General features: G+C 67.8%; 25 protein-coding genes and 1 pseudogene. 17 read left to right on the top strand and 9 right to left on the bottom strand.

Going from position 1 to position 25,156, the window contains the following annotated elements:
- The first annotated feature begins 4 nt into the window (after positions 1–4).
- The 10 genes from AS857_RS16250 to AS857_RS40010 all read left to right on the top strand — a co-directional run bounded on the left by AS857_RS16250 (position 5) and on the right by AS857_RS40010 (position 8,745).
- On the top strand, positions 5–1,186 hold the full coding sequence (locus AS857_RS16250; protein WP_063804267.1) for a tyrosine-type recombinase/integrase: 1,182 nt from the start codon (positions 5–7) through the stop codon (positions 1,184–1,186).
- Between the two features lie 83 nt (positions 1,187–1,269).
- On the top strand, positions 1,270–2,355 hold the full coding sequence (locus AS857_RS16255) for a tyrosine-type recombinase/integrase (RefSeq protein WP_338058261.1): 1,086 nt from the start codon (positions 1,270–1,272) through the stop codon (positions 2,353–2,355).
- Positions 2,356–2,372: 17 nt separating this feature from the next.
- Positions 2,373–2,717 (top strand): helix-turn-helix domain-containing protein, encoded by a 345-nt coding sequence (locus AS857_RS16260; protein ID WP_058043796.1) that lies wholly within the window; start codon positions 2,373–2,375, stop codon positions 2,715–2,717.
- Positions 2,714–5,128, top strand: coding sequence for a site-specific integrase (locus AS857_RS16265; RefSeq protein ID WP_058043797.1), 2,415 nt, complete (start codon positions 2,714–2,716; stop codon positions 5,126–5,128). Before AS857_RS16260 ends, AS857_RS16265 begins: the two co-directional genes overlap by 4 nt.
- Positions 5,125–5,778, top strand: coding sequence for a hypothetical protein (locus AS857_RS16270; RefSeq protein WP_058043798.1), 654 nt, complete (start codon positions 5,125–5,127; stop codon positions 5,776–5,778). The genes AS857_RS16265 and AS857_RS16270 overlap by 4 nt, the downstream gene beginning before the upstream one ends.
- A gap of 26 nt (positions 5,779–5,804) precedes the next feature.
- A complete protein-coding gene (locus AS857_RS41440; RefSeq protein WP_058043799.1) occupies positions 5,805–6,383 on the top strand; it encodes a hypothetical protein in 579 nt (192 codons plus the stop codon).
- Between the two features lie 106 nt (positions 6,384–6,489).
- Positions 6,490–6,951 carry a hypothetical protein gene (locus AS857_RS40685; RefSeq protein WP_216823980.1) on the top strand — a complete coding sequence of 154 codons (462 nt, stop codon included), beginning with the start codon at positions 6,490–6,492 and terminating at the stop codon, positions 6,949–6,951.
- Positions 6,948–7,349, top strand: coding sequence for a hypothetical protein (locus tag AS857_RS16290; protein ID WP_058043802.1), 402 nt, complete (start codon positions 6,948–6,950; stop codon positions 7,347–7,349). The genes AS857_RS40685 and AS857_RS16290 overlap by 4 nt, the downstream gene beginning before the upstream one ends.
- A 725-nt stretch (positions 7,350–8,074) precedes the next feature.
- A complete protein-coding gene (locus AS857_RS16300) occupies positions 8,075–8,485 on the top strand; it encodes a hypothetical protein (protein WP_058043803.1) in 411 nt (136 codons plus the stop codon).
- Between the two features lie 122 nt (positions 8,486–8,607).
- Positions 8,608–8,745 (top strand): hypothetical protein, encoded by a 138-nt coding sequence (locus AS857_RS40010; RefSeq protein WP_160330250.1) that lies wholly within the window; start codon positions 8,608–8,610, stop codon positions 8,743–8,745.
- 17 nt (positions 8,746–8,762) lie between these two features.
- Here AS857_RS40010 and AS857_RS16305 read toward each other — a convergent pair whose 3' ends face one another.
- Positions 8,763–10,898, bottom strand: coding sequence for a hypothetical protein (locus AS857_RS16305; protein WP_144440849.1), 2,136 nt, complete (start codon positions 10,896–10,898; stop codon positions 8,763–8,765).
- 482 nt (positions 10,899–11,380) lie between these two features.
- On the opposite strand from AS857_RS16305, the gene AS857_RS41445 reads away from it, so the two are divergent.
- Both AS857_RS41445 and AS857_RS39595 read left to right on the top strand, forming a co-directional pair.
- Positions 11,381–11,530 (top strand): hypothetical protein, encoded by a 150-nt coding sequence (locus tag AS857_RS41445; RefSeq protein ID WP_245699896.1) that lies wholly within the window; start codon positions 11,381–11,383, stop codon positions 11,528–11,530.
- A 165-nt stretch (positions 11,531–11,695) separates the two neighbouring features.
- A complete protein-coding gene (locus AS857_RS39595) occupies positions 11,696–11,884 on the top strand; it encodes a hypothetical protein (protein WP_144440850.1) in 189 nt (62 codons plus the stop codon).
- 480 nt (positions 11,885–12,364) lie between these two features.
- Here AS857_RS39595 and AS857_RS16315 read toward each other — a convergent pair whose 3' ends face one another.
- A complete protein-coding gene (locus AS857_RS16315) occupies positions 12,365–16,618 on the bottom strand; it encodes an nSTAND1 domain-containing NTPase (RefSeq protein WP_058043805.1) in 4,254 nt (1,417 codons plus the stop codon).
- Positions 16,615–16,926, bottom strand: coding sequence for a CU044_2847 family protein (locus AS857_RS16320; protein ID WP_144440851.1), 312 nt, complete (start codon positions 16,924–16,926; stop codon positions 16,615–16,617). The genes AS857_RS16315 and AS857_RS16320 overlap by 4 nt, the downstream gene beginning before the upstream one ends.
- Before the next feature lie 74 nt (positions 16,927–17,000).
- Here AS857_RS16320 and AS857_RS16325 point away from each other — a divergent pair, with 74 nt between their 5' ends.
- The 5 genes and pseudogenes from AS857_RS16325 (at position 17,001) to AS857_RS16345 (ending at position 21,187) form a co-directional block, all read left to right on the top strand.
- Positions 17,001–17,759 carry a sugar nucleotide-binding protein gene (locus tag AS857_RS16325; protein ID WP_420823944.1) on the top strand — a complete coding sequence of 253 codons (759 nt, stop codon included), beginning with the start codon at positions 17,001–17,003 and terminating at the stop codon, positions 17,757–17,759.
- 13 nt (positions 17,760–17,772) lie between these two features.
- Positions 17,773–18,525, top strand: coding sequence for an HAD family hydrolase (locus AS857_RS16330; protein ID WP_160330251.1), 753 nt, complete (start codon positions 17,773–17,775; stop codon positions 18,523–18,525).
- Positions 18,526–18,549: 24 nt separating this feature from the next.
- Positions 18,550–19,575 (top strand): annotated as a pseudogene (locus AS857_RS16335) (NAD(P)H-dependent glycerol-3-phosphate dehydrogenase).
- A gap of 248 nt (positions 19,576–19,823) precedes the next feature.
- Complete coding sequence (locus tag AS857_RS16340; RefSeq protein ID WP_063804269.1) at positions 19,824–20,588, top strand: transposase family protein; 765 nt, start codon at positions 19,824–19,826, stop codon at positions 20,586–20,588.
- Between the two features lie 47 nt (positions 20,589–20,635).
- Positions 20,636–21,187: a hypothetical protein gene (locus AS857_RS16345; RefSeq protein ID WP_245699899.1), complete on the top strand. Its 552-nt coding sequence runs from the start codon at positions 20,636–20,638 to the stop codon at positions 21,185–21,187.
- Between the two features lie 38 nt (positions 21,188–21,225).
- On the opposite strand, the gene AS857_RS16350 is transcribed toward AS857_RS16345, so the two are convergent.
- From AS857_RS16350 to AS857_RS16375, 6 genes are read right to left on the bottom strand one after another with little or no spacing between them, the layout of a single operon-like run.
- Positions 21,226–21,552, bottom strand: coding sequence for an HIT family protein (locus AS857_RS16350; RefSeq protein ID WP_058043808.1), 327 nt, complete (start codon positions 21,550–21,552; stop codon positions 21,226–21,228).
- A gap of 31 nt (positions 21,553–21,583) precedes the next feature.
- Positions 21,584–22,099 (bottom strand): AAA family ATPase, encoded by a 516-nt coding sequence (locus tag AS857_RS16355; RefSeq protein WP_245699902.1) that lies wholly within the window; start codon positions 22,097–22,099, stop codon positions 21,584–21,586.
- Positions 22,100–22,116: 17 nt separating this feature from the next.
- Positions 22,117–22,776, bottom strand: a complete 660-nt coding sequence (locus AS857_RS16360) for an HAD family hydrolase (protein WP_160330252.1) — start codon at positions 22,774–22,776, stop codon at positions 22,117–22,119.
- 19 nt (positions 22,777–22,795) lie between these two features.
- Positions 22,796–23,326, bottom strand: a complete 531-nt coding sequence (locus AS857_RS16365; protein ID WP_245699904.1) for an HIT family protein — start codon at positions 23,324–23,326, stop codon at positions 22,796–22,798.
- The gene (locus AS857_RS16370; protein ID WP_245699919.1) at positions 23,323–23,745 is read right to left on the bottom strand and encodes a MazG nucleotide pyrophosphohydrolase domain-containing protein; all 423 of its coding nucleotides are present in this window, start codon (positions 23,743–23,745) and stop codon (positions 23,323–23,325) included. Before AS857_RS16370 ends, AS857_RS16365 begins: the two co-directional genes overlap by 4 nt.
- A 27-nt stretch (positions 23,746–23,772) precedes the next feature.
- Positions 23,773–24,891 carry an NUDIX hydrolase gene (locus AS857_RS16375; RefSeq protein ID WP_058043812.1) on the bottom strand — a complete coding sequence of 373 codons (1,119 nt, stop codon included), beginning with the start codon at positions 24,889–24,891 and terminating at the stop codon, positions 23,773–23,775.
- Between the last annotated feature and the right edge of the window lie 265 nt (positions 24,892–25,156).

Consider the following 25,156-nt stretch of genomic DNA (forward strand, 5'->3'; position numbering starts at 1 on the left):
GGGCATGCAGTTACGGGACGTCACGGCGGTCACGGTGCCGAGGGTCGGCCGGGTCGAGGAGACCGGCGATCCGTCGCTGCCGTACCGGCTGCTCGACCGGGACGGGATCGAGGTGGCGGCAGTCACCGAGTTCCTGCTCGACATGCTCGCCGACGATGACAGCCCGGCTTCGCTCCGCTCCTACGCGTACGAGCTGCTGGCCTGGTTCCGGTTCCTGTGGGCCCTCGACGTTCCGTGGGACCGGGCCGGCCGGGCGGAGGCCCGGGATTTCGCCCTGTGGCTGAGGGTGGTCAAGAAGCCGCCGAGACCCTGGCGTCCGGACGCCCCGGCGCCCGGGTCGGTCAATCCGGTGACCGGCAAGCGGTACGCGGGCGAGAACTACGCGGCACGCACCCGGAGGCACGCGCGGGCAGTTGTCCGCAGCTTTTACGAGTACCACCGCGACATGCACGGACGGCCACTGCTCAACCCGTTCCCGAAGACCAAGCGCGCCGATGACGAGCACCTCAACGCCCACCACAACCCGCTGCATGCCTTCAAGCACCCTGCCCGCCGGGCCCCCTACCAGCCGAAGGAGCCCCGGCGAACCCCGCGTGGCATCCCCGACCAGGCGTTCAACGAACTGTTCGCGGCCCTGCCCTCGCACCGCGACCGCGCGCTGGTCGCCTTCTACATTTCGGCCGGCCCCCGCGCCTCAGAACTCCTCGGCGTCAGCCGGGACCGGGTCAGCCCCGGTGACCAGACGATCGGTGTCATCCGCAAGGGCTCCCGGGCCCTGCAATGGATCCCCGCCTCCAGCGACGCGTTCGTATGGCTGCGGCTCTACCAGCAGCAGATTCGCCCGCAGGCCATCGACGGGCCGGAGGAGCCGCTGTGGTGGACTCTGCGGTGCCCGATCAGGCCGTTGAGCTACGACGCGGCCCGCATGGTGTTCACCCGGGCCAACGAGACGCTGGGAGCGAACTGGACCCTGCATGACCTGCGGCACAGCGCGGCCAAACGTATGGTGCGCGACCCCAAGCTCTCGCTCACCGACGTCCAATGGGTCCTTGGCCATCTCCACATCAGCACCACGGAGCAGTACCTCAAGGCTCGGGAATTGCATCAGACGGGCGAGAAGTCGCAGGTCGCCAGCTCGGGGAGAGGGCCTGATGGACTCCAACGCTACTACGAAGCGGCCTCCTGATCAGGAAGTTTGCCAGACGGAACCCATCTGATGCAGGATTTGCCCTCCAGAAGGGAGGGTCTGGAGTGGTGCAAGAGCGAAGGGTGGCCCTGGCCGGTGCAGCTCATCTGGAGCTTGTCTCCGGGGTGATCCAGCTGCGTCCGGAGGACGCGATGGTCGATGCGATGCTGCGGGGCTGGCGGGCCCAGCAGATGTCCCGGGGTTTGAAGGAAGGCACGATCGCCGGGCGGGAACGGCTGATCCGGCGCTTCCATGAATTCACCAACGAGTACCCGTGGTCGTGGCTGCCGGGCCACATGGACGAGTGGTCGGCCTCGCTGACGGGCGAGAAGCACCTGGCACCGTCCACGATCCGCAGCTACCAAGGCGACGTTCGGCAGTTCACAGAGTTCCTCGTCGACGGCCGCTACGGCTGGGGGCCGGCCTGCGAGGACGCCTTCGGCACCCATCCAGTGGCGATCTGCCACGAGTGGAACACCATCGCCCATCTCAACGACTACGAGGGCGACCCGGAGGCCAGGCCGTTCACCCGGGAGGAGCTGCAGCGGTTTCTCGACTACGCCGACGATCAGGTCGAACGCGCGGTGAAGTCCAAGCGCAAGGGCGCCCTTGCTGCCTACCGCGACGCCACACTGTTCAAGGTCATCTACGGGTGGGGTCTGCGTCGGACGGAGACTTCGAAGCTGGATGTCGTCGACTTCGGCCGCAACGCGAAGGCGCGACAGTTCGGCCGGTACGGCACGCTCAACGTCCGCTACGGCAAGGCGAAGAAGGGCCAGCCGCCACGGCGCCGGAACGTGCTGTCGGTGATGGACTGGGCGGTGGACGCGGTCCAGGACTATGTGGAGAACGTGCGGCCGCGGTTCGGCTGTGAGGACCACCCGGCGTTGTGGGTGACTGAGCGGGGAGGACGAGTCAAGCCCTCCGAGATCAACGCCCGGTTTGTGGCCTACCGGGACGCGTTGAAGCTCCCGAGGGAGCTCGTCCCCCACTCAATTCGCCACTCGTACGTCACGCATCTGACCGAGGACGGGGTTGACCGTCGGTTCATCCAGCAGCAAGTCGGCCACGAGTGCGACAGCTCCACCGCCATCTACACCCACGTCAGCGATGACTTCATGAACACTGCCCTGAGCAAGGCACTTGCCCCGGCGTTCGCCGGGACGTGACGAGGAAGGACCCGACGATGGCCGCCAAGCTCGACTACCAGTGGCACCTGCGCAAGATCATGGCGGACCGCGGGATGTTTTCCACGACCGATCTGATCGCTCCGCTGGAGGAACGCGGCATCACACTGTCCTCCAGCCAGGTCTACCGGCTCGTCGTGGATCGGCCCGAGCGGCTCAGCCTGAAGATCCTCATGGCCCTGCTGGACATCCTGGACTGCACGATGGACGACCTCATCGAGCCGATCGCAACGGCCGGCGCCGTGAAGAAGCCGAAGAAGGTGGCGGCAGGCGGGGCACCCGCCGCCGACGGAGTCGGTGACCTGCGGCCCAAGCGGGCCCGGATCGCACCGGTGGACCGTTGAACGGGTACGCGGAGGAGGTTCTGGCCGATCCGGTCGGCATGGTCGTGCGGCTGGTCGGGAACGTTGAGCGGCACCTGCACGCCGACCGCGTTCGCGAGATCGTCTGCACGGTGATGCGTGAACGAGCCGGTCGTCGACGCCTCGCCCAGGCCCTGCATGACGATCCGTCGCTGCTGCGGACCGGACGGCCTCCGGCCCCTTTCTGCGTCGCGCGGTTGCTGATGGCTCTTCGCGAAGCAGGCGCCCAGGACATCGCGCTTCCCCGCTGCGGTGAGTGCGGCCGCGGACGCCCCTACGTGGGCAGCCGCACCGGCGGCCGGTGGGGATGCTCGCCCTGCTTCGACAAACCGGCCGTCTGCGCGGGCTGCCGCCAGCAGCGACGCGTCGTCAGCCGGGACCGCCACGGCGACCCTCGTTGCGCAAAGTGCCCGGACACAAACGGCGATCCACTCGCCGAACTCACCAGACTCGTCAACGCCGTCGATCCCGTGCTGACCGCCGACACTGTTCGATCAGCCCTCGAACGCGCCACCGTCCGAACGGCTGGCCAGCGCCGCCTCGCCTGGGCGGTCATCGCCCAGCCCGACCTGCTGACCGGCGCCGGCTACGACGCCCCGACCCCCGCCGTCCTGCGGTTCATCAGCGAACTCGTCCAAGCAGGGGCCACGACGGTGGTCAACCCGGCCTGCTTCCGCTGCCAGGAGGTCAAGACACTGTCGAAGCTGCTGGACGGCAAACGGGTCTGCCGCAACTGCTTCGCCCGCAACTCGGCCGTGCCCTGCATCCGCTGCGGAGCTATCCGCGAGCCCGCCGCCCGGGATGCCGAAGGGCACCCGCTCTGCCCTAACTGCCTCGTCAGCGACCCCGTCAACCTGGAGGAATGCTGCGGCTGCGGGCGCCGCCAGACAGTCGCCGTCCGCCTTCCCGATGGACCCCGTTGCGCCAACTGCCGACCAAGGAACGCTACCCAGTGCGGCATCTGCGGACGGACAGCGGTCTGTGAGATTTCCCGGGTCACGGGCAACCCCTGGTGCAACCGGTGCCAGCTGCGGTGGACACCTTGCAGCAGCTGCGGCACCGTCGACCACGTCCGCGGCGGTACCTGGGACGCGCCTTTGTGCGCGAAGTGCACCAACCCGGATCCGGACTTCTGGGGCCGCTGCCCGGTCTGCCGCACCACATGGCAGCTCAGTACCCGCCCCTGCCAGCGATGCGCCCTCGACCAGTTGGTACGCGACCTCCTTGGCGACAACACCGGCACAGTCCGCCAGGACCTCGTCCCCCTCTACGAGGCACTGTCCGGAGCCGAACGGCCCACCAGCACCATGTTCTGGCTATCGGGCTCGAAGGTCAGCATCCTGCTCCAGCAGATCGGGCGCGACGAACGACCCGTCACGCACGAGACGCTCGACGAGCTGCCCGCGAGCAAGGTTCTCGCACATCTCCGCAGCGTCATGGTCGCCACCGGTGCACTGCCGGCCCGCGACGAACGCCTCGTCGCCCTGGAGGGCTGGATCACCTCGGCAGTCCAGGCCCGCACAGACCCCACCGAACGCCGGATCCTGCACGGATACGCAAGCTGGCATCACCTGCGGCGGCTTCGACGACGCCTCGGCAAGGAACACACCACCCATCTCCAAGCCCTGAACGTCCGCTGCCACGTCACCGCAGCGGCCAACTTCCTCGACTGGCTGACCGGCAATGGCCTGACGCTCAGCGACTGCACCCAGCCTGACCTGGAGCGATGGACCTCTGACGCCGATGAGAGTTACCGGGACGAGACCGGCCACTTCGTCCGCTGGTCGGTACAGCACCGGCACGCCCGCGGCCTGACCTACGGCACTGTCCGCTGGACGGGCCCCCTCAGCACCATCGACAGCGAGAAGCGCTGGTCAGATGCCCGACGGCTTCTCCACGACGACACCCTGCCCATCCCGGACCGCGTCGCCGGACTGCTGCTGGTCCTCTACGCGCAGAAGATCGCCAGCATCAGCCGGCTCACTGTCGACGACGTTCACCTCGACAACGACACCGTCGCGATCACGTTCGGCACCTCGCCGGTCGTCCTACCCGAGCCGCTGGCCGCACTCGTCCGCGAGCTCGTCGCGACCCGCCGAGGCAAAGCCAAGATCGGAACCCCCGAGGACGTCCCCTGGCTGTTTCCCGGCGGCCGCCCAGGACACCCCCTCGGCGATGACCGGATCAGCCAACGTCTCCACAAGATCGGGATCCGGCCCCGGCAGGACCGCTCCACCGCACTGTTTACCCTCGCCGCCGAACTGCCCGCCGCCATCCTCGCCCGGGTACTCGGCGTCCACATCCAAGTCGCCGTCCAATGGCAGAAGGCGTCAGCCGGCGACTGGGCCTCTTACGCCGCCGATGTCAGCCGCCGTGTCCCGGAGAACCAATGAAGCTACCCATCACCATCCACCAAGCACGGCTCGGATCCACGGAGTTCAAGGTCATCCGACCAGCCCGGCCCCTGGTCCACGCAGTGCTCATCGACCACGATCGGCACCTGGATACCTACCTCGATCAGGACGCCGCCCAGCGAATCGGTGGGCTATGGAAGCTCGCCGCCTCTTCACCGCGCTCGCTGGTCCACCTGCCGATGCGGGGGAACCGTGGCCCCTCCCGCGAGCTGCCAGAAGACGGCACACGGCAGCTTGATCTCGTGCTGCTGCACCACTCGCTCCAGTTCGCACCCTCACGCTGGAAGGAAATACGAGGACGGCTCGGCCCAGGGCGGCCGCAGACCGTGACGCTGCCTGGCGCAGGACACACCGACGAAGCCGTGACTGACCACGAGGCACGGCACTACCAGGAGAACCGGGATCTGTTTCACCAGCATCTCCACGCCGAGACCCTGTTCATGACCGGCAGCGCGAAGGTGTTCAGGGACACCGCCCGGCACTTCTTCGACGTCGCCCGAAACGGCCCCGGATACGTCCCCGTCCATCCGAGCTACCCGCGCTTCTGCACCGAACTCCACTCCAACGACGGCATTCTCGGTGACGCGCGCGAGATCCACATCGAGTACTGCGACCAGTGGGACGCATGACCCCGACCGACAGGACCCCACCGACCATGACGTTCAACGATCACCTCCAGCATCTCGTCGAGAGGGCCCTCACATCCATCCCGGCCGCCGACGCCGGCGACATCTACGCTGTCTCCTTCCTCATCGACAACGAGGACGACGACCCTCGTCAGCCAACCTTGACGATCGGCTACAACACTGAAACTCAGGCCCAACGCAGCATCCAGGACGCCTCTGACCAGGCAGAAGCCCGCTGGAACTACGCTTTCTGGATCCAGAACGAGCTGACTGTGGTCGGCGACCTGACCAGCGACCCCGCCGGAGCCACAGCTCGCCAGGAGTGGATCAGCGACCTCGGACTTTGGTACGCCGAGCCGACCGACCTCGCCGACTGGGATGCAGTCATCGGGCCACTCGCCGCGCAGATCGAGGCCCGCTTCAGCCAGACCTGCTGCCAGCTCGCCCGAACCCTCCATACGACCGGCGTCATCGAAAGATCTGTCGGCCGAACCGTGCCGGTGATCGTCCACGAGCTGGAGTACTACGAGGCGATCGCCCGGCAGACCCAGGCCGCCAACCCTCCCGGCCTCGCCGACGAGTTCACCTCATGGGTCCGCAACGGCTGAGGCATTCGGACAGTTCCAATACCCGACTCCACCATTAGGGACCAGCGATTCCGGTTTCCGGGCCGAGGTTGAAAGCGAGCAGGCGATCGCGCGCGGCGAGGTCTACGTGGAGATGATCGACTCCCACCAGCACGCGGGACTGACCGGTCCGTCTGCCGAAGAGGCAGCCCGTCGACTCACAGACTTCGGCGAGCGCGCGCAGTTTCAGGGCCAGGTCGCGCTGGACAGACACCGTCTCAAAAGGATCATGAAGCGTCACGACCCGGCGATCTATCCCGGCGAATACATCACCTGCGTCAACGATCCGGCCAAGGCCCTCTGCGAGAAAGCCCGCCGCGGCAACAGCGAAGGACTTCCCTCGCACGGCGGCTGCCTGCCGTTGGCCTGCCGAAACGTCGCACTGACCGCCGAGAACATCGCCGCCTGGCAACGCGAGATCGTCCGCATCGACGGCCGCATCGCCTCGCGGCCGACGCTGCCACCCCGCCTTCGCCAGCTCCTTGAGAGCAGACGGGCCGAGATCGTCGAGTTCCTGACGGCGAACGGGCAGGAGGCTGTTCCGGCATGACTCGCAACGTCCCCGACCTGCCCGAGGCCCTGGTCCGCAAGCACCTTCAGGAGGTGCTGGACACCTGCCGCGAGACCAACAAGCAGCCCAGTGTCCTCATGCTGGCCCGCCGCCTTGACCTGACCAACACCACCTTCCGCCGCCGTTACCCCGACATCGCCCGAGAGATCGCTGATCACCGGGCCACCCCCGCCGCCCCTCGCACTGGTCCGACCGCGCACGACAGACTCGTCGCCCGGAACGCGAAGCTCCGGCGGCGCAACCGCGAGCTGACCACTCAACTCGCCCTCGCTGCTGCCCAGATCCAGAACCTCGCCCTGCGCAACGAACGGCTCCAGGAGGCGCTGGAGGAAGCGTCGAACGTCACGAGCATCAACAGCAGGGCCTCACGTCGTTGAACAAGAAGCCGCAAGATCCTGTGCTATGCCGCCGACCGCCATCGGGGCCAGGACGGAGGAGCGGTCAACGGTCAGCCCTCAACCGTGTCCACAACCTCGCCTGGCACATCGCCCGCCGCCCCGGCGGACTGATCGCCCTCGCTATCCAATACGGCCACCTGCGCACCGTCCTGGACGCCCGCGCCTCCAGCGCCTACGGCTCCCGCCGCCGTCACGGCATCCACCGCGAACTCGACGTCGAAACCGCCCTCGCTGCCTCGCACACCGCAGCCAACCTGCGTGACCGCGCCGCCGCCGGCGAGAAGATCTCCGGACCTGCGGCCCGCCGGGCCCTCACCGCTGCCGCTATGACGCCACGCTTCGAGGGCCGGATCGTCCCCGCGACGTTCGCGAAGAAGGCCGCGGCGTTCCTCACCCGGGACGGCGTCGTGCTCTACGACAACCCCGACGCGTATCTGATCTGCGCGTTCAAGCGGGACAACGCATTGTGCGACCCCGGACCCGGCGCGAGCGCGCCGAGGCAGTACGACTGCCGGCCCGGCTGCGGCAACACCGTCCGCACCGACACCCACGCCCGCCTCCTGCGGGCACGGGCGAATGAGATCGACCAGCTGGCCGCCTCCGCTCCCGGCCCCGCTGGGCAAGCGCCTGCGGGCCGGCGCCGACCGGCTGCGGGCCGCCGCAGACACCCACGCCGCCACTGCCCAACCCGCCAAGGCCCTGACATGAACCAGCACGACCCCGACGAGCGCGCCCGCATCCGCGCGGCCATGGACCGCCTCCTGGCCGGACAGGCCACCACTTCCAACGGGAGCCTGACCGTCGTCGCCCTTGCCGCCGAGGCCGGTGTCCACCGCATGGCCCTCATCAAGCGGCACGCGGACCTCAAGAACGAGTTCTACGAACGCGTCCGCACCCAAGCGCGGCAGACGCCCGAGCCCGAGAGGCGACTCCGGGAGACCGTCACCAAGCTCAGGAAGACCATCGCGAACCAGAACGCGGAACTCGCGGCGCTCCGCCAGCTGGTCGCCCAACTCACCCTCGCCAGCGCCGTCCTCACTAACCAGGCGGCCGCAGACAAGCCGCTCTCGCCCGCCCACGACAACGTCGTGCCGCTCCGCCCACCCCCACCCTGACAAACGCAACCCGGAAGGCTGGCCCACCGGAGGCCGCGTAGCACAGGCCCATCGGCCGGGCGAGAGACGTGCCGCAGGGCCTCAGCTGCTCCCCTGCGGCACGCTCCCCCTTGGATGGGGATGTGGCCTACCGTCGGAAGAAGCGGGCGAAGCGTTCGATGCTGATGGAGACCTCGACCCCGGCCGCTGGCGCCCTGCGCCCGCTGTGTGACCCGGACGGGCCGGAGCTGGACGAGGACGACGAGGTCGAGCAGGGATGAGACCCCGCCAGCCCGAATCACATCGGCTTCGTCCGGAGGCGTTTCCGCCGCCGGGCCTGTGGCGTGCTGACGAGCCTTCGGAAGCGAGGGTCTGACCGGAGTTCCGTGAAACAGGGGTCGCCCTGAGCCTCTTCCTTGTCGTCTTCAGTGACGATGGCGTATCGGAGGTCCTCGATGGCGTACTCCATCTGCTGTCGTCGAGTCTCTTTGCCGAGGTCTCTCCGTCGGGCGATGAGCATATGCGTGCACGCGTGGTCGTAGGCCAGCCTTGGTGAGGCGGGTGGACCTTCGTGAGAGTGCTGTGCCGTGATCTGCTCGGCCTCGGTGGTCTCCTGCAGTGCGTTGAAGCTTTCCACGAGGTTGCGGGCGAGGGGGCGCATCGCCGCTTGCTGGTGGCGCAACTCCTTCCCCTTCCATGCGACCTTGCTGGGGTCGCATAGGTCGTTGAGCTCGTCGGCGGACTTGCGGGCGCTGACCAGCATGGCGGCGCGGCCCTCGTCCGTGTCTCCGGCATCGACGTAGCCGTTGAGCCACTGGGTGGCACTGCTGTAGAGGATTCGGATCTTGAGCGGCATCCATCCCTCGCGGTCGTTGGAAACCTTCGAGATCTCACAACGGTGGTACTGCGCGTCGATGGCCCGGGCGAAGCCGCCGAAATCCGTTTCCTCGTGGGGCTGTAGCCCGTAGGAGGCCCAGAGATACTCGAACAGCGCCAGTTCGTTCTGCGGGTCCTCGTCGACCGCTTTGGCGAGAAGTCGCACCTTGGTGGCGTCCCGGGCTTCCTCGTCGGCGAGCAGCGACTTGCTGCTGGCGATCACCTGTAGTGCGACGCTTTTCCACTGACTGGCGCCGTACAGGCGGTCCTGAAGCTTTTCGTGCACCGCGCTCAGCTGCACCAGGATGAATGCGGCGGCGCCGGTGAGCATCTGCGCCTTGGCCCGTTCCTGGTCCGGATCCTTCGGGAGGTGCAGGTCCGGGCGGCTAAACACGGCGGTGGCTGCATGCTGCCCGTTGCGCGAGAGGCTGATCGCGACGCGGTTGTCGTCCACGAGGGTGACCCTGGCGCGCCAGGTCATATCGGGCCTGAGCGCGAAGAACAAGCGGGTCAGGGCTCCCACGATCTTCCCCGCAGGCAGGACGCTGAGCTCCTCGACAGGGATCTGACTCAGCGGTGAGTTCCCCGGCGTGGATGTGGACTTCTGCAAGGACTGCGGGGTCTCGGTGCCGAGGCCCTTCATCCTGGCGAGCAGGTAGTCGGAGGAAGAGGCGTTCACGCTTCCGTCGGACTGCTGTACCTCGACCTGCAGGCGCAGGTTCTGGCCGAGGGCCGCAGCCGTCAGCAGCACGCCGATCACGGTGAGGGTGATATGTACGACCATCAGCCGCACGTCGTAGCTGAGCGCGGAGCTGATCAGCACCGCAAGAATCCCCGCCAGCATGGCAACGTCCAGGGACAGGAGCAGGGCACGCCACCGCAGCCATTCATCGCCGCGAGCGGCCCAGAGCACTAGGGCTGCTGCCACGACACCCACTAGTCCGATCACCAGGGCACCGACCCAGCATTGCGTCCACGTCGGTGCAAACGGGCTGAACATGGCGAACAACGGCGCCATGACCGCTGCTGCGAACAACAGGAACGCACCGACGCTGCCCATGGTGCGCCGCACCCAAGCCGGCCACGCGACGGCATCGACCTTCACCAGCCACCGCGAGCACAGGCCAGCAAGAGCGTAGAGGACCAGCATTCCGATCGCGGCGACCACGACGAGGCGCCCAAGGGGGAGCGCCCAGTCTCGGTAGAAGCGATCACTGTTCGAAACCGCCGTGGGCAAGGGACGAGTCTTCAGGTCGGAGACGCGCGCGATGCCGGCGACCGCGGCGGCGCTTGCGGCATCAAGCCGAAGCGCGGCGGCGAACTTGTCTTCGGCCGCCGCCAGGTCCCCGGAGCGGATCATGAGTTGCCCGGCCGTAACGAGCTCGGCTGCGTCTTGGCGGGCCTCGGCCACCAGCCGGAGGCCGTCGACTGCGCACTGCTGGTCGCCGTCGCTTGCCTTCACCGACTCGTACAGCTTCTTCGCCCGGTCCAAAGAACCCGCCAGCCGGTGACCGTCGGCCGCCTTGCACGCTTGCTGTGCGACGGTGTCGGCGGGCACCGCCGCGACTGTGGTGGCCAGGACAAGCACAACCAGGGGCAGGGCTCGAACAAGGAGTCTCCACATGACCTGTAGTCAAAGGCAGCGACGACGCCCTCGCATCCAGGCGCACCGTCGGCGACACCAAGACCGCCCTCTCGCGCAGGCACGGAGACCGCCTGGCCGAACGAACGTAGCGCCCTGGGTATACGGCGTTGTCCGGCTGGGGAAGGATCGCGCACAGGGGATGGAGGGTCGTGCGCACGGTGTACCTGGGCCCGCGACCACGGCGTCAGTCGCGGCGCCATCCGCACGGCTGTCGCCGACCTCCTGCCCGACCACACCGCCGCCGACGAGGACGGCCCGGCCCCGGAGCTGCCGGTCACCCTCGGCGTGCCGGGCAAGGTCGCCGACTTCCTCCGCACCACCGAGCTGGAGCCCCCGAGCGCGCCGCGCTCGACCAGGGAGTGACCGTACGGCGCGGTCAGGGCTACACCCTGCGCGTGACCGCAGTCCCCGCCGTGCACCGTCAGCTCCTCGCCCGCTGCCAGCCGCTCGACGGCGGCCAGGGCGTCCCCGCGGTACCGGCCCAGCGCGCGGCCCGCCGCGAGTACGAGAACCGCGTCGACGCCCTCGCGACGAATACCCCGTAGCGTGGCGTATCTGGGTCCTAACGGCAGCTTCAAGAGTGCAGGGCCTTGCACGACGGTCACCACTACGGCGACTCTCAGCCACACCCTTCCCCCAGCAACCACACTCCGTACCCATGGTATTACACTCCGCATGTCCGCAGTTGATCAGCGCGTCTAGGGGGCCGCGTGACCGGCTTTCAGACTCATACGTTCGCGATTGAGCTTGGAAATATCCGGGTGGAGACGCTTCAGAGCGTCGACGGTATGGTGATCGGCCAAGACGTCGTTGACGACAGGCAGGTGTCGTCCAGCGGTGAGCTGATCGCCGGGCGGCCTGGCGCCGCCGGGGCGAAGCAGATCACCGCCACAGCTTAGACCGACCGGCAAATGGATCACTTAAGGCGTCGGCCGCCCTACCACCCGACGCCTTAAGTGATCCATTTGCCGGTCGGTCTAAGCGGCTACCACGTACTGTCCGCCCGTCCCCTGGGCCAGCTCTTCCACGACCTGGCCCAGGGATCGGGTTCTCCCTCCGGATGCGTGGGACGCGCGATTGGGCGGGGTCTTCGGGCTGATAGCCGACGACCCCGCCTAACGGGCTGCGGCGCTGCGCCTGAGTACGGAGCGCTGTCTGTCTTCCGCCTGGTCTCCATGCCCACACCAAGCCCTGGAACCCGGCCCAAGGCCGCGCCGCCTAGGCGGGTGCGGCGCTCGGTACGCGGGCCGGGCGCCGCGCCATCCTGGTCGGCTCCCGGTCCTGGTCGTCACTCGTCTTCGTCCGGACCGGCACAGGTCGACGTCGATGTCACGGCCGAAGCCCACTTCGGCGGCCAGGTACTGCTTCGTCGATCACGTTCACGCACAGGCTGTATGGGGTCTGCTGTCGGGGCGAGCGGCCTGGAGTTCGTCGGGAGTGAGGGTGGTGCGTGTGGAGATGCGGCACAGCTGCTTGATCCAGATATCAGGGTTCATGGGCAGGACGGCGGTGGACAAGCGACGGTGACGCCCGGCGAATCGCCGGTCACCGAAGCTGGCGTCGTACAGGATTCCGTTGCCGCCTGGCGAGATGGCAGTCAGGGCGGATTCCAAGGGGATGGCACGGTCCCTCGTCCGGGTAGTGAGGTTCCAGATTTCCAGTTGCTGGCCGTCGGACAGGTATGCCGTGTCGCCGTCCCCCAGAAGTGCAGAGGAGGTGAGCCTCGTGGTGGGGATGGAGGTGTATTCGCGGCTCGTGTCCCAGCTGCGCAGTGTTCCGTCAGCCATCAGCGCGCGCAGTCGGTTGCCTGTGTAGCGCAGCTGGATGACCTCGGCGCCCGCAGAGAGTGCAAGGGTGCGCAGCAGTGGTCCGGTGGTCGCGTGGATTTCGATTCGTTTGCTGCCCTTGGTCACCGTGGCGTACTGGTCTGCGTCGGGTCGGCTGGCGATCTTGGGGGTGGTGTCGTGGTCCGCGACGGCCATGCCGATGTCAGCGGTGTTCTGAATTTTTTCCGGGCTTCCGATGCCTTTGCCGGCGCTCGGGTCCCAGCGGGTGACGAGTCCGTCGTAGGAGACGAGCAAGGATCCCTGTGCGTTGGTGGCCAGCTCAGGAGTGCCAGTGGCTTCCCGGGTGCGGGGGGCGCTACGTTGGCGGGGGAGGGTGATCTGATGTATCGGTCGCAGTGCCGGGACGCTCCACACCGTCACTGTCCCTGGCGTGCTGTTGGTGGTGATGAGGTGTTTTTCGTCGGGGGTGAAGACCAGGCTCGAGGTTGCCGTCAGGGTGTCATCGGCTGGGGTCGCGGACAGTGTTTCGCGGCCGAGGGAATCCCATAGCCTGAGCTGTACGGTGGTGATGCTCGCGAGGCTGTAGGAGAGGGTGGCGAGGTACTTGCCGTGTGGGCTGGGCTCGACAGTGCCTGTGCTTTGCGGCAGGGATTCCAGCGTGCCCAGGCCGAGTCGGAGGATGCCAACTGAGGTGATCTGGTCGACGGCCACCAGCAGCTCGTCCCGCTTGGTGACGACGGCTGCTTGGACCCACTTGAAGCCGCGCGCGGGCAGCACGCGCATGGCCGCCAGTTTGCCCGTCGTCAGGTCCCACACCGAGAGGTTGGTTCGCGGGTAATAGCCTTCCAAGCGGGCGATCGACGGCGCGGAGAGGATCAGGTGTCGGCCCTGCGCATCCAAACGCATGCCGTGGCGCTCCCCACAGGTAAAGCCCCCGCCGGTGAAGGAGTGGGTGGGCTTGCCGGTGCTGAGATCCCACACGCTCACCCGCAGATCGGGCGCTTCCGTTTCCGTGCCCTGGCAGGTGACGTCGGCCAGGACGCGGCCGTCGCCACTGACGATCAGGCCGTTCTTGTTGGGGATGGAGTGCTGGAACGCTGCTGTGTGGCGGTTCCACACGCTCACGTTCTTACCGCGAAGGACGACGAGAGTCGCGGCTCCAGGCCCTCGCCCCAGGACCGTATCGACTCCTTCGGCCGGGCGGATCTGCGGCGCGGCGCGCGCGGATGCGGCTTCCGCGGGAGATTCAAGTATGGCTGCTGTGGCGTTGGACTGGTGGATGACCAGGGTTCCGTCACCGGTGAAGGTCGCCGAAGTGATCTTGACGTCTTTCGGCTCGCCTTCCAGCATCAGCTCTCGCATGGCCGATCTTGTGGCCATGTTCCAGATCACCACCCCCCTTGTGGGATGGGTGGCTGCGAGTGTCCGTCCGTCGGGGCTTAGCGTGGCCTGTCCGAAGCCGCTGCCTGGAAGGTCATGCCGTGCTGGCCGGGCGGCGTGCAGGTCCCAGATGCTGATGCGGCCCTGTCGCTCGCGCGCCGCGGCGAAGCGGCCGTCGGCCGTCAGCTGGACCTCGGACTGGTCACCGACGTCCAGGAGGTGCGCGTAGTCGTGGGTATTGAGATAGTGGCCCAGCAGGCTGGTGTATGCCTCAGGTGTGGGGTGAGTTTGGTAGGCGGCGATGCTCAACAGGTTGCTGGCCGTCGGCCGCGCCAGCGCCCGGCTGTTGTTGTCCGCCGTGGAGGCCAGGGCGCGTGAGAGGGCAACCGCCCGCTGCTCACGGGCGACACCGCGCTGGTAGAGAAAGAGAGCCCCCAGGACGAGGGCCGTCACCACGATCGCCGAGACCGTGCCGATCGCTGCCCGCTTTAATCGCCGCTTCCTGCGCCGGTGGGCGACACTGAGGTCGATGAAGTGCCGTTCGGCCGATGACAGGTCATCGGGGCGCTTCGCGGCCCATTCTCTGGCGTCCGGGAGTGCTCTGCGCTTGAGGAGTTCTCCGGGTTCCTGGCCGCTGGTGTTCCAGCGGTCCAAAGCCTTCCGCAGATCCTCCTCCTGCCAGGTGCGGAAGGCGAGGTCTTCCTTGACCCAGTCGCCCAGGAGCGGCCAGTGCCTGATGAGCTCTTCGTGGGCCAGCTCGACAGTTTCCTCGCCTTCGGCGGCGCCAGCTGTCAGCAGCCGGGTGTCCACCAGCCGCTGGCCGACCGCCCACAGCTCTTCCGGCACGGATGTACGGCGCACGATCCTTCGCGTGTGCCGGCCCTCCTTGTCCGGGCGAACCAGTTGAGTGAACAGCCGCCGCGCCAGAATGGCTTCATCCGGCTCCAGCGTCTGCGTGTACACGCGGTCGGCATGCTGTGCCAGGGCTCCCAGGGCCCCGCCCACCTTGTCGTACGCCTGGTGAGTGATCCAGCCGTGTTCCTGCTTCGCCCACAGCAGTTCAAGGGTGGTCTCCAGCAGGGCCAGGGCTCCTGGCTGCTCCTGCACGTCTTGCACCATCCGGGTGGCCAGGCCCTGCCGGAAGGCCACCGCCGTGCCGCCGGCCGGGCCCTCGATCACCTCCCGTAGGGCCTGCGGGGACAGAGAACCCACGAGGAAGACCCTGAGGGCCTCGGTCATGCCAAACCGGTTCAGGACCGTATCCACATAGTCGGCCCGCAAGGCGAGCACGACATGCCAGTACCGCTGGCCGCCAGGGTGCTGGTTCTCGCCCATGCCCGGCAACTGGCCGATGAGCGCGGCCGCCTCCCGCTGCCACTGTGGATCCAGGACCTCTTCGAACTGGTCGATGATGAGGACCAGGCGACGGCACTCGCTCACAGCCAGCACGCGATTGACCGTGGCAAGTAATCCGCCGTCAGCGATCACGGTCGCCAACCGGGGAATTTCAGCGATCCGGTCCACTTCGCTTATGGCCGGCTCGAGTTCCGGCAGCAGCGCAGCAGCCAGCGCATGGATGGGAGTGGTCCCGCCCGCCGGCCGGCACGTGACGATCAGAGAGCCTTGAGTCTTCCGCAGGCGTGGGATGACACCAGCGTGCAGGAGCGAGGACTTGCCGCACGCGGACGGCCCGACCACGGCAAGGGTTCTCCCGCTGGCCCCGACAAGGCGGGTCAGCTCCTCCGCTGTCTTCGTCCGGCCAAAGAAGAGTTTCCTGTCCTCCTCGCCGAAGGCCGACAGCCCCTTGTACGGGCATGCCGGGACCAGACGCTTACGCAGCGCCTCGCACAGCGGTGCCAGGACGTGCAGGGGAATGGCGTAGGAGGTCCGCAGGCGGGGATCGCGTGTAGCGGATACCGCAATCCCGATCACGCCGTTCAGTTCGTCGTCCCAGACGGGCGAGCCGCTGTACCCGAGGCTGACGACGAACCCGGCAGTGCGGTGGTCATCGATCTGGAACCATTCCGCCCCTGTCAGCCCCGCGATCCTTCCCTCGGTGTACGCGCCCTGGGGATCGTCGCTGCCATGCGGAAAACCATAGGCATGGACGTTATGTCCCCGCAGGTCCAGCCGGGTGACCAACGGCGCAGAAGAGGGCTCGGCTACCGTCGGCAGCAGCTCCAGCACAGCGATGTCCCCCGAGCCGTCGGCGGCGATGGGGCACCAGCCGTCTTCCCGGACTGTTGCCCGCGAAGACGGACGAGCGGCAGCCAGCGGGAACGACACCGTCACCGGGCCCAGGGGCCGGTCCTGTGCCCTCTTGTCCCGCCCGAGCGCCGTGTTCACCACATGGGCGCATGTGACCATGGTGTCGGCCGAGAGAAGCAGTCCTCCCCCCGCAGGGGCCCCAGACACAGTTTCCACACGCACCAGTAACTCGGCGTACTCCTCCTCGTACGTGGTCACGATGTGGCGTGGTTCCACTTCATGCTGACGGTGAAGTGGCCCTCACTCGCGGCCTTGGCGATGACGACGCCGGCCTCAGCCGTCAGCTTCACGCCGAACTCGACCGTCAGTTCCTCCGGCATACGCGTCATGTCCCGAACCCCCGAGAGAAAAGCCTCGGCCACCGGCCGTATCCGTCCCACAGCCTCCTGCAAGCTCTCCGCGGCCGTAGCGATCACGTCCCCTGCCCGGGAAACCCTGTCCACCCCCGCCGGGTCAACCTCAACCTCCATGTGAATGGGCTCAGTGCCCTCAACAGGAACCTTCACCAAACAGCGCATACACGGGCCCCCGAATCACCTGTGTGCCACAGCCAAGCGGGCATGTGGCGATCCCTAGCCGACTGGTCTGGCCGGAAAACGTACTGCCGCCGCAAGCACGGCTCCAGAGCTCTGGCACAAGCCCCAGGGGCGCATGGAGGGCCCAAGGGGGCGCTCGGGCGCGCCGTAGTGAGGCAGGACCCACCACCTCAGCGTCCGTGGGCGAGAGCTGGCCACATGACCAGGCACGGGTGTCAGCTGCAGGCCCCCAAGCTGAACAGATGGACTTGACAGGGAACTTCTCCGGCGCCCGGGCCCACTGCGACGAGACCTGTCTCCCAGACCCGGTCACCCCGGACGGGGCGGCGAAGGCGGCGGCAGAGACCGGGGTCCTTGCCGTGTATCCGGATGCCGTCGTCGCCCGCACGTCGCTGATCATCGGCTACGGGCGGTCCGAGCATGAACGTGCCGTGCACGAACTCGCTGCGAGTACTCGCGACGGCACCCTGTTCACCGACGACATCCGCTGTCCAGTGCATGTCGCCGACCTGGCCGCCGCACTTCTGGAACTGGCCTCGTGCGACGCGTCCGGCATCCACCATCTCGCAGGCACCGACGCTCTGAGCCGCTACGCGCTCGGCGTCCTCATCGCCAGGCGAGACGGACTCGACGCCTCCCGGCTACCCACAGGCTTGCGGGCCAACAGCACACTACCCGGCGCCCTCGACGTACGCCTCGACAGCCGGGCAACCCAGCGGAAACTGCGCACCACGCTGCGCGGTGCTCGGCAGTTCTGCGCCGCGCCAGAGAGTCAGTCACACGATCTGACCCATCACCCCTGAGCCGGCCGCGGAAGTGAGCGCCAGCCGCTATGGTCCCCTCGTGCGTCCACCGAGGGGACATACCGCCGACCGCCCCCACCGCCCAGCACCACCGCAACGCCTGCTGCTGGACCTGGACAACACCGCCGTCAGCCGCGAAGCGGCTCTCGCCCGATGGGCGCACGACTTCGTCCTCGAACACTGCCTCGAGACGAGTGCCGTCGCATGGCTGATCACCACCGACAACGACGGCCTCACCCCCCGCGAACGCTTCTTCGCTGAGGTGCGGAACCACTTCAGCCTCACACCCACACCGGGGGAACTGCACCGGGCCTACCAGGACCGCAACCCGCGCCACATGCACTGCGGCCCGGCGGTTCTGATCCACCTTGCCAAGCTGCGCGCCTGCGGATGGACGGTCGGCGTGGTCACCAACGGGCTGACATGCACACAAGGCGCGGTGCTCGAACACACGGGCCTGACCCGCTACCTTGACGGCTGGTGCATTTCGGAGGCTGAAGGAATCCGCAAGCCGGACCCGGACCTCTTCGCCCACACGGCTACCCGCTGCGGCCGCGACATCGCCGACGGCGGCTGGATGATCGGCGACTCCTTCGAAGCCGACATCGGCGGAGCCAAGAAGGCCGGGCTGCACACCATCTGGATCCGCCGCGGACGCACATGGCCACAAAGCCTCCCGCCCCCCGACCACACGGTGGACGATGTGACCGAAGCACTTGAACACCTCGCCCGAGCGCACACAGAATCCAGTGCTCGGTCGCGGTGAGGACGGAGACGTGAGGCCCCCCTGTTGCCCACCACAACCAGCCAGCGGCGCCCCGCCCGGGTAGCGGTGTTCTCGGCCGGGTCCTGGGGGACCGCGCTCGGCAAGGTGCTGGCGGACGCCGGCAGCGACGTTGTCCTGCACGCCCGCCGGGTCGAGGTCGCCGAAGGGATCAACACCCATCGCCGCAACCCCGGCTACTTCCCGGACGTCGAACTGCCGCCGGCTCTGGCGGCGACGACTGATCCGGCTGCAGCGCTGGACGGGGCGGACTACCTCGTGCTCTCCATCCCCGCCCAGTCCCTGCGGGACAACCTCGCCGCCTAGGCGCCGCGCATCGGCCCGCACACCGTAGTCGTGTCCCTGATGAAGGGCATCGAGCAGGGCACCGGCAAGCGCGCGAGCGAGATCATCAGCGAAACCACCGGTATGCCCGCGGGCCGCATCGCGGTGCTGTCGGGCCCGAACCTTGCCCGCGAGGTCATCACCGGCCAGCCCGCCGCCGCCACCATCGCCTGCCCCGACGAAGAGGCCGCCCGCCGCTTCCAAGCCGCCTGCCACACCCCCTACTTCCGGCCCTACACCAGCACCGACGTCATCGGGTGCGAACTGGGCGGCGCCGTGAAGAACATCATCGCCCTCGCCGTCGGCATCGCCACCGGCATGGGCCTGGGCCACAACACGACAGCCACGATCATCACCCGCGGTCTGGCCGAGACCACCCGACTGGCCACTGCCCTGGGCGCCCACCCGGCCACCCTGGCCGGGCTCGCCGGCCTGGGCGACCTGGCGGCCACCTGCTCCTCCCCGCTCTCCCGCAACCGCACCTTCGGCACCCACCTCGGCGGTGGCCTGACCGTCGCCCAGGCCACCGCCGCCACCCGGCAGACCACCGAAGGCGTCAAGAGCGCTCAGGCGATTCTCGGCCTCGCCCACGCCCACGACGTCGACATGCCCATCACGAGCGTCGTCACCGCACTGCTGCACGAGAAGATCACCCTCGACGAGGCTGCCACCTTGCTCCTGCAGCGGCCCCCCAAGCCCGAGCACTGACCCCGGCCGCAGGCTCTCCGGCTGAACGCCGGCGCAGTGCGGTCACAGGCGTCCCTCGCTCGGATCTCCCCGGTGCACCACGTGGACGTGCCAGTGCTTCGATTCCTTGGCTCTGTTCACGAGAATGGGTTCTGGCTCAGGTTGTGTGGTCCGAGCACTGTGAGTGACGATTGAACCCCTTGTGGCACCTCGGGAAGTTGCCTCAAATCGAGCAGTGGCGCGAGTGACTGGGCTGACAGTTCGGTGCTGTGACTGAGATCTTGCTCCGGCTGGACGAGTTGTTGTTCTCGTCGATCGCGGACGTCGCGGTGCTGTCGGTAGACGTGAACATCGCGATAGTGCGTGTTGATGTGCGGTGCACAGCCGCGGGTGCCTCGTGTCCGGGTTGTGGAGCGTGGTCTGCCCGGGTTCACGGTTCCTACCTGCGGTTTCCTGCTGATGTCCCGAGTGCGGGACGAAGTGTCGTACTCCAGCTGCGGGTCCGACGGTTCACCTGCCGGAACGCCGACGCCTGGAAACTGTGGGAAGAGATCGTGCCGCTCAGCTACAAGGGCAGCTACCAGCACGTTCGCGCCTACCTCCGCCTGAAACGCACCTCGCCACGGCCCGTGACAGCCCGGCAGCCCTCGCCCCAGGCCGTCGCCGGATGGATCCTCCGCCGCCCGGGAACCCTCTCCGAGACCGAACACCTCCACCTGAAGAAGGTCCGGGCCAATTGCCGCGAGATCGACGCACTCACCAGGCACGTCCGGTCCTTCGTGACCATGCTCACCGAGCGCCAGGGCGAGCGACTGCCGGACTGGCTTGATGCCGTCAGACAGGACAACCTCCCCAGCCTCCACGCCCTCGCTGCGGGCATCGACCGCGACCGTGACGCCGTCGTCGCCGGCCTCACTCTCCCCTGGAACTCGGGCGTCGTCGAAGGGCATGTCAACCGCATCAAGATGCTCAAGCGCCAGATGTTCGGTCGCGCGGGCTTCGCCCTCCTGCGGAAACGGGTTCTCATGTCCTGATCACCGGACCAGGCGGGAGGAAGTCGATGGCAGCACCGTCTGCGAATGTGCGAACCTCCTTCTCCCAGATGCCGATTGAGAAGACTGTGATGACCCGCGACGACGCTCTCAAGCAGCTCAGCCACATCGCGCGCGAGAGGGCATTCGGTAGGCACGTCGGGTCTGAACAGCTCATCCAGGCAGGGCTGAACGCTCTGATTGCCGGGGTTGAGAGTCCCTCCCTCGCTATGCTGGCCGGTCTCCTCAGGAGCGAAGAGCCCGAGGCTCCGGCACTCTTCGACCAGGTGCTGGAGGAGTTGGGACTGCTCTTCCACCCGCCCGCTGACCCTCGGGCCGCGAAGTGGGCGATGGCCTACTGGGTCGCCGGTCAGATGGCCGACGGATCCCTGGATCCCGCCGCCGGCACCCACCTCATCTGGGCAGACATCGCCTATGACCTCGGCTACCCCGAAGAGCTGGAACCCCTTGTCCACTGCGCGCACAACCTGGACGGCTGGGAGGAGGACTGGAGAGTCCCTTTCGAGGAACTCAACAGGGAAGCGGTTGAGGCAGCTAAGCAGTTCCTCAGCAAGCGGTCGGCAGCAAGGGCGGGAGACTGACCGCCGTTTCATTCACGCCACCGGCATTGGTCCACCCGCTACCTGGCCCCCTCACTCCGCGTGGCCGCACCACAGAAGCTGAGCCAGAACCCGTTCTCGTAGCTGCCCACGTTCGTCACCACCGAGGCCGCGCCGTGCTCCTCACACACCCGGGCCGCCACTTCGCGCACCACGGCCATCGCCTCGCCGATCACCTTCTCACCGTGATCACCGAGGTCGATTAGCGACGGAACATGCTGCTTGGGCACGATGTGCACGGGGCACAACGGCTTGGTGTGCTCGAATGCGAGCACCGTGGCCGTCTCGGCAACCACCCTCACGGGCGTCCGCCCACTGAGTGCCTCGTCACAGTAGAAGTCGCTCACCGCACCTCCCTATGCCTCGGTCGGTCTGCGTTCACCGGGCAAGCTGCTGCTCCAGCCCGGTCTCGGTCATGACCGTGCGGACGGTCTCCTCCAACGTGCTGCCTTGCTTGATCAGCGTCTCGGTCATGCCCTCGAGAAGATCAGCCGGCCGGTACCACTCCCGCATCTCGCTCTCGCCGAACTCCGAGGCTTCCGGCCGCGTGGCGTGCCGGCGCAGCGTCTCGGTGAAGGACAGGTCGAAGTAGAAGAACCGGCTCGTCCCACGATGGTCGGCGGCCAGCCGGTGAAGGAGTTCACCCCACCGGGCAGCGGAAAAGATCCCCTCGAGGACCACGTGGAAGCCCTCGTCCAGGCACTGGCGGGTGATGACGTCGATCAGCCCGGGCGTTGCCCGAACCGGACCGTGCGACTCACACAGGATCTCCCGGCGCACCATGTCCTGGCTCACGATCGCCAGGCCACTGCCGTAGCGCTCGCGGACCGCACGGGCGGTGGTGGTCTTGCCGGACCCGGAGTTGCCACGCAGCACCGCCAGCCGGGTGTCCACTGTGCCCGTAAGGGCTTTCATGGTCGGCTCTCCGTGAGCATCAGTGCGAGGGCGTCGCAGACGGTGGCGACTGTCCGGTGCGGCTGCGGTCCGTCCCCCGGCAGGGGACGGTTATTGGAGATCCATACGGCCGACAACCCGGCTGCCAGTGCCCCGCCCACGTCTGCCGTGAGGGAATCGCCGACCATGACGACACGCGGGCTCGGTTCGGCACCGAGAGCAGCGAGGGCAAGATGGAAGATCCGCGGGTCCGGCTTGCGCACACCGGCACTCTCAGAGATCACGGCGGTGTCCACCAGGTCATACAGGCCCGCCCGGCGGAGCTTCGCCGTCTGGTTGTCGGCCATCCCGTTAGTAACGACGCCGAGCCTCCACCCGGCCACGCGCAGCGCACTGAGCGCCGTACACACCTCGGGGGCAGGCTGGATGAGCTGCGGCATGCGGCGCCGGTACTGGGCATGAAGCACGTCGACGGTGCCCGGCACGTCGAACGTGTCCTTCACCAATTGGAAGAAGGCGAGCCTGCGGGAGGAGTACGTCAGATCCGTCTCCAGCAGCCAGTCGAGCGGCACCCCGTGTTCCCTGGAGAACTCCGCCGCCCACCTCGCGTACGTGCCGGCACGATCCACGAGGCTGTCGTCGAGGTCGAACAATCCCACCTTCGTTCCGTCGGCCACCTGCACCCTCCCGTCCCGGTCACAGTAGCTCCGCGAGTTCCTGCTGCAGGCATGCTGCCATCGTGGCCCGCTCCTGCGGCGTGTATTCCAGGACGCCGTGCTCGGTCATCAACGCGTGGAACTGCTGCCGCTCGTACGGAAGCCCTCCCGGCAGTCCGGCGATATGCCAGTGCACGTGCGCATTTGCGCACTGGCTGCCCAGCGACAGCAGATACGTCCGCTCCGGCGTGAAGACGCGCTCCACCGCCAGAGCCACGGCGCGCACCACCCGCATCAGCCGCAGGTACGCGGCCTCGTCGAGGTCACGGACCACGTGCTCGACATGCGCCTTCGGCGCCACGAGAACCTTCCCCGGCACCGTCGGCCACCGGTCCAGGAACGCCACATGCTCGTCATCTTCGAACACCATCTCGTGAGCGAAGGCCGCGTCCTCGGCAAGGAAGGCACACACGAAACAGGGACCACGCTGCGCCCGGGCGGAGTAGGCGCCGAGATCCATCGGCCGCCGCTGCGGCCCGCCTACCGGCTCTCCCATCGCGGCGAGGATCACGCCAGCTCACCGGTGCCGGCCAGCTGCGCCGAAATCGACTCCTCCAGCTCTGTCATCGTGCGCCGGAATGCGCCGGCCAGGTCGATGCCGTACAGGTGGGCGAGGATCAGCACCGACCACAGGCAGTCGGCCAGCTCGTGCTCCAGAGCCGCGCGCCCTCCCGGGACCTGCCGCGCCCCTTCCTCGGCCATGATCAGTTTGGCCAGGTCGCCAACGTCTCCCACGAAACCGAGCAGGAATTCGTCGCGCCGCCAGACGCGCCGCTCGCGGCGGTTCAGCGCGTCGTACAGATCGTGAATCTCGACCGCTCGCTGCTGCATCTCGCCAAGGTCCACCGCTGCTTCCCCCCTCCTCACGGGCGTGCTTCTCGTCGAGGAACCGACGCGAACCGTGTCCGGGCAGTTGCGCAGCACGGCCATGGCAGCGCTCATTCCAGCCATGCAGTGCTACCGAACCGCGGGGCTCTGGATGGGCCGGTGGGATGGGAGTTCGGTGAGCTGTTGCCGGACGGGAGCCGGAAGGCCGAGCTCTTCCCGGGCGGCGCGGACGGCGGCCAGCTGGGGGGCGGCCTGGCTGTCCCAGTCGAAGAGCTGTGCTGCTTGCTCGGGCGTGGCCAGGAGCCGGGTGTAGGTCTGGCCGGTGGCCTCGTCGAGGCTCGGTGGCTCCCAGTCGGTGATCGCGGCCGCGTACCGGACCCGGGCGCAGGGCTGGCTGCCGGTGTCGTCATGGAGGTAGCCCAGGTAGAGCGGATCGCTGATGCGCACCTGGGCCTCCTCCCACGCCTCCCGCCGGAGCGTTCGTGCCGGATCGTCGTGATCAGCCGGCTCGACCGTGCCGCCGGGCAGGCACGCCGAGCCGGTGTCCTGGCCGATGAGGACGAGGCCCCGGCCGTCCTCCGAGAACAGCCAGCCCCAGGACTGCCGGACCTGCAGCTCGTCCGGCGCGGGACCGGTGTGCCAGGGCCAGAGCTGGGGTTTGCGTGGGGTGCGCAGCACCTCGAGGTCGTCCAGGCACGTCGGGGAGATGGAACGGCCGTCTTCGAGGACCGCGGGGCCGGTGCCGTTGATCCGCGCGTGGAGCGCGGCCAGGGCGCGCCGGGCGTTGCCTGGGCCCATGTGGTGGGGGAGGAGCGCTGGCTCGACACAGCGGACGCCAGTGACCTCCCGCTCCGGCAGACGGATCCGGGCGAAGTCGCCCTCGGCCAGGATCCCGCCGTCGAACACGTAGATCACCTCGCCGGGAAACCCCTGCGGGTAGCCAGGGGCCCCGGGAGGCACCCAGTCGACGGCCAGGGCGCGAGAGAACGTGCGGGTGAGGCCGAGTTCCTCGCGGACCTCGCGCGCGACGGCCAGGGAGGGTGCTTCTCCGGCGTCGATGGCGCCGCCGGGAAGCAGGCGTGCGGGACGGTAGTCGACGTCCTCGAGGACCACACGGCCGCGGCCGTCGGTGAACAGAGCCGATACGCCGCTCCACAGCGCGCTGCGGCTGGCCACGTACTGGGCCTCGGTCGTTCTGGGCGGCCCCGGGGTGGGGTTCTCGTCGGAGTCCTGGTTGAGCAGGGCCATGGGCGACGTCCCTTCGGTCCGTTGAGCGTCACGTTCAACAGGGTGATCGCTTCAGGGGCGGTGGGGGAGGGCGTGCAGGAGCGCGGCTGCGCCATCGTGCAGGAGCTGCAGCGCCGCCGTGCGTCGAGCTCCCACAGCTTCGACAGCATCCTCACGGCGTGAGCCCGGTCCCGGTATTCAAGGGATGCAGTGGCAATGTCAGCAGTGTCCGCCGGCCAGCCGATACTTTCCGGGGTGACCACCTGGCGCAAGGCAGCGGAGAGAA

The sequence above is a fragment of the Streptomyces roseifaciens genome (assembly GCF_001445655.1).
GTDB classification, from domain to species: Bacteria; Actinomycetota; Actinomycetes; order Streptomycetales; family Streptomycetaceae; genus Streptomyces; species Streptomyces aureoversilis.

Coding starts and splice junctions, on each gene's coding strand:
- AS857_RS16260 (WP_058043796.1), top strand. CDS start 2,373: ATGGCCGCCAAGCTCGACTACCAGTGGCACCTGCGCAAGATCATGGCG.
- AS857_RS16290 (WP_058043802.1), top strand. CDS start 6,948: ATGACTCGCAACGTCCCCGACCTGCCCGAGGCCCTGGTCCGCAAGCAC.
- AS857_RS41440 (WP_058043799.1), top strand. CDS start 5,805: ATGACGTTCAACGATCACCTCCAGCATCTCGTCGAGAGGGCCCTCACA.
- AS857_RS16375 (WP_058043812.1), bottom strand. CDS start 24,891: ATGGCCCTGCTCAACCAGGACTCCGACGAGAACCCCACCCCGGGGCCG.
- AS857_RS16300 (WP_058043803.1), top strand. CDS start 8,075: ATGAACCAGCACGACCCCGACGAGCGCGCCCGCATCCGCGCGGCCATG.
- AS857_RS16270 (WP_058043798.1), top strand. CDS start 5,125: ATGAAGCTACCCATCACCATCCACCAAGCACGGCTCGGATCCACGGAG.
- AS857_RS16370 (WP_245699919.1), bottom strand. CDS start 23,745: ATGGCCGTGCTGCGCAACTGCCCGGACACGGTTCGCGTCGGTTCCTCG.
- AS857_RS16250 (WP_063804267.1), top strand. CDS start 5: ATGCAGTTACGGGACGTCACGGCGGTCACGGTGCCGAGGGTCGGCCGG.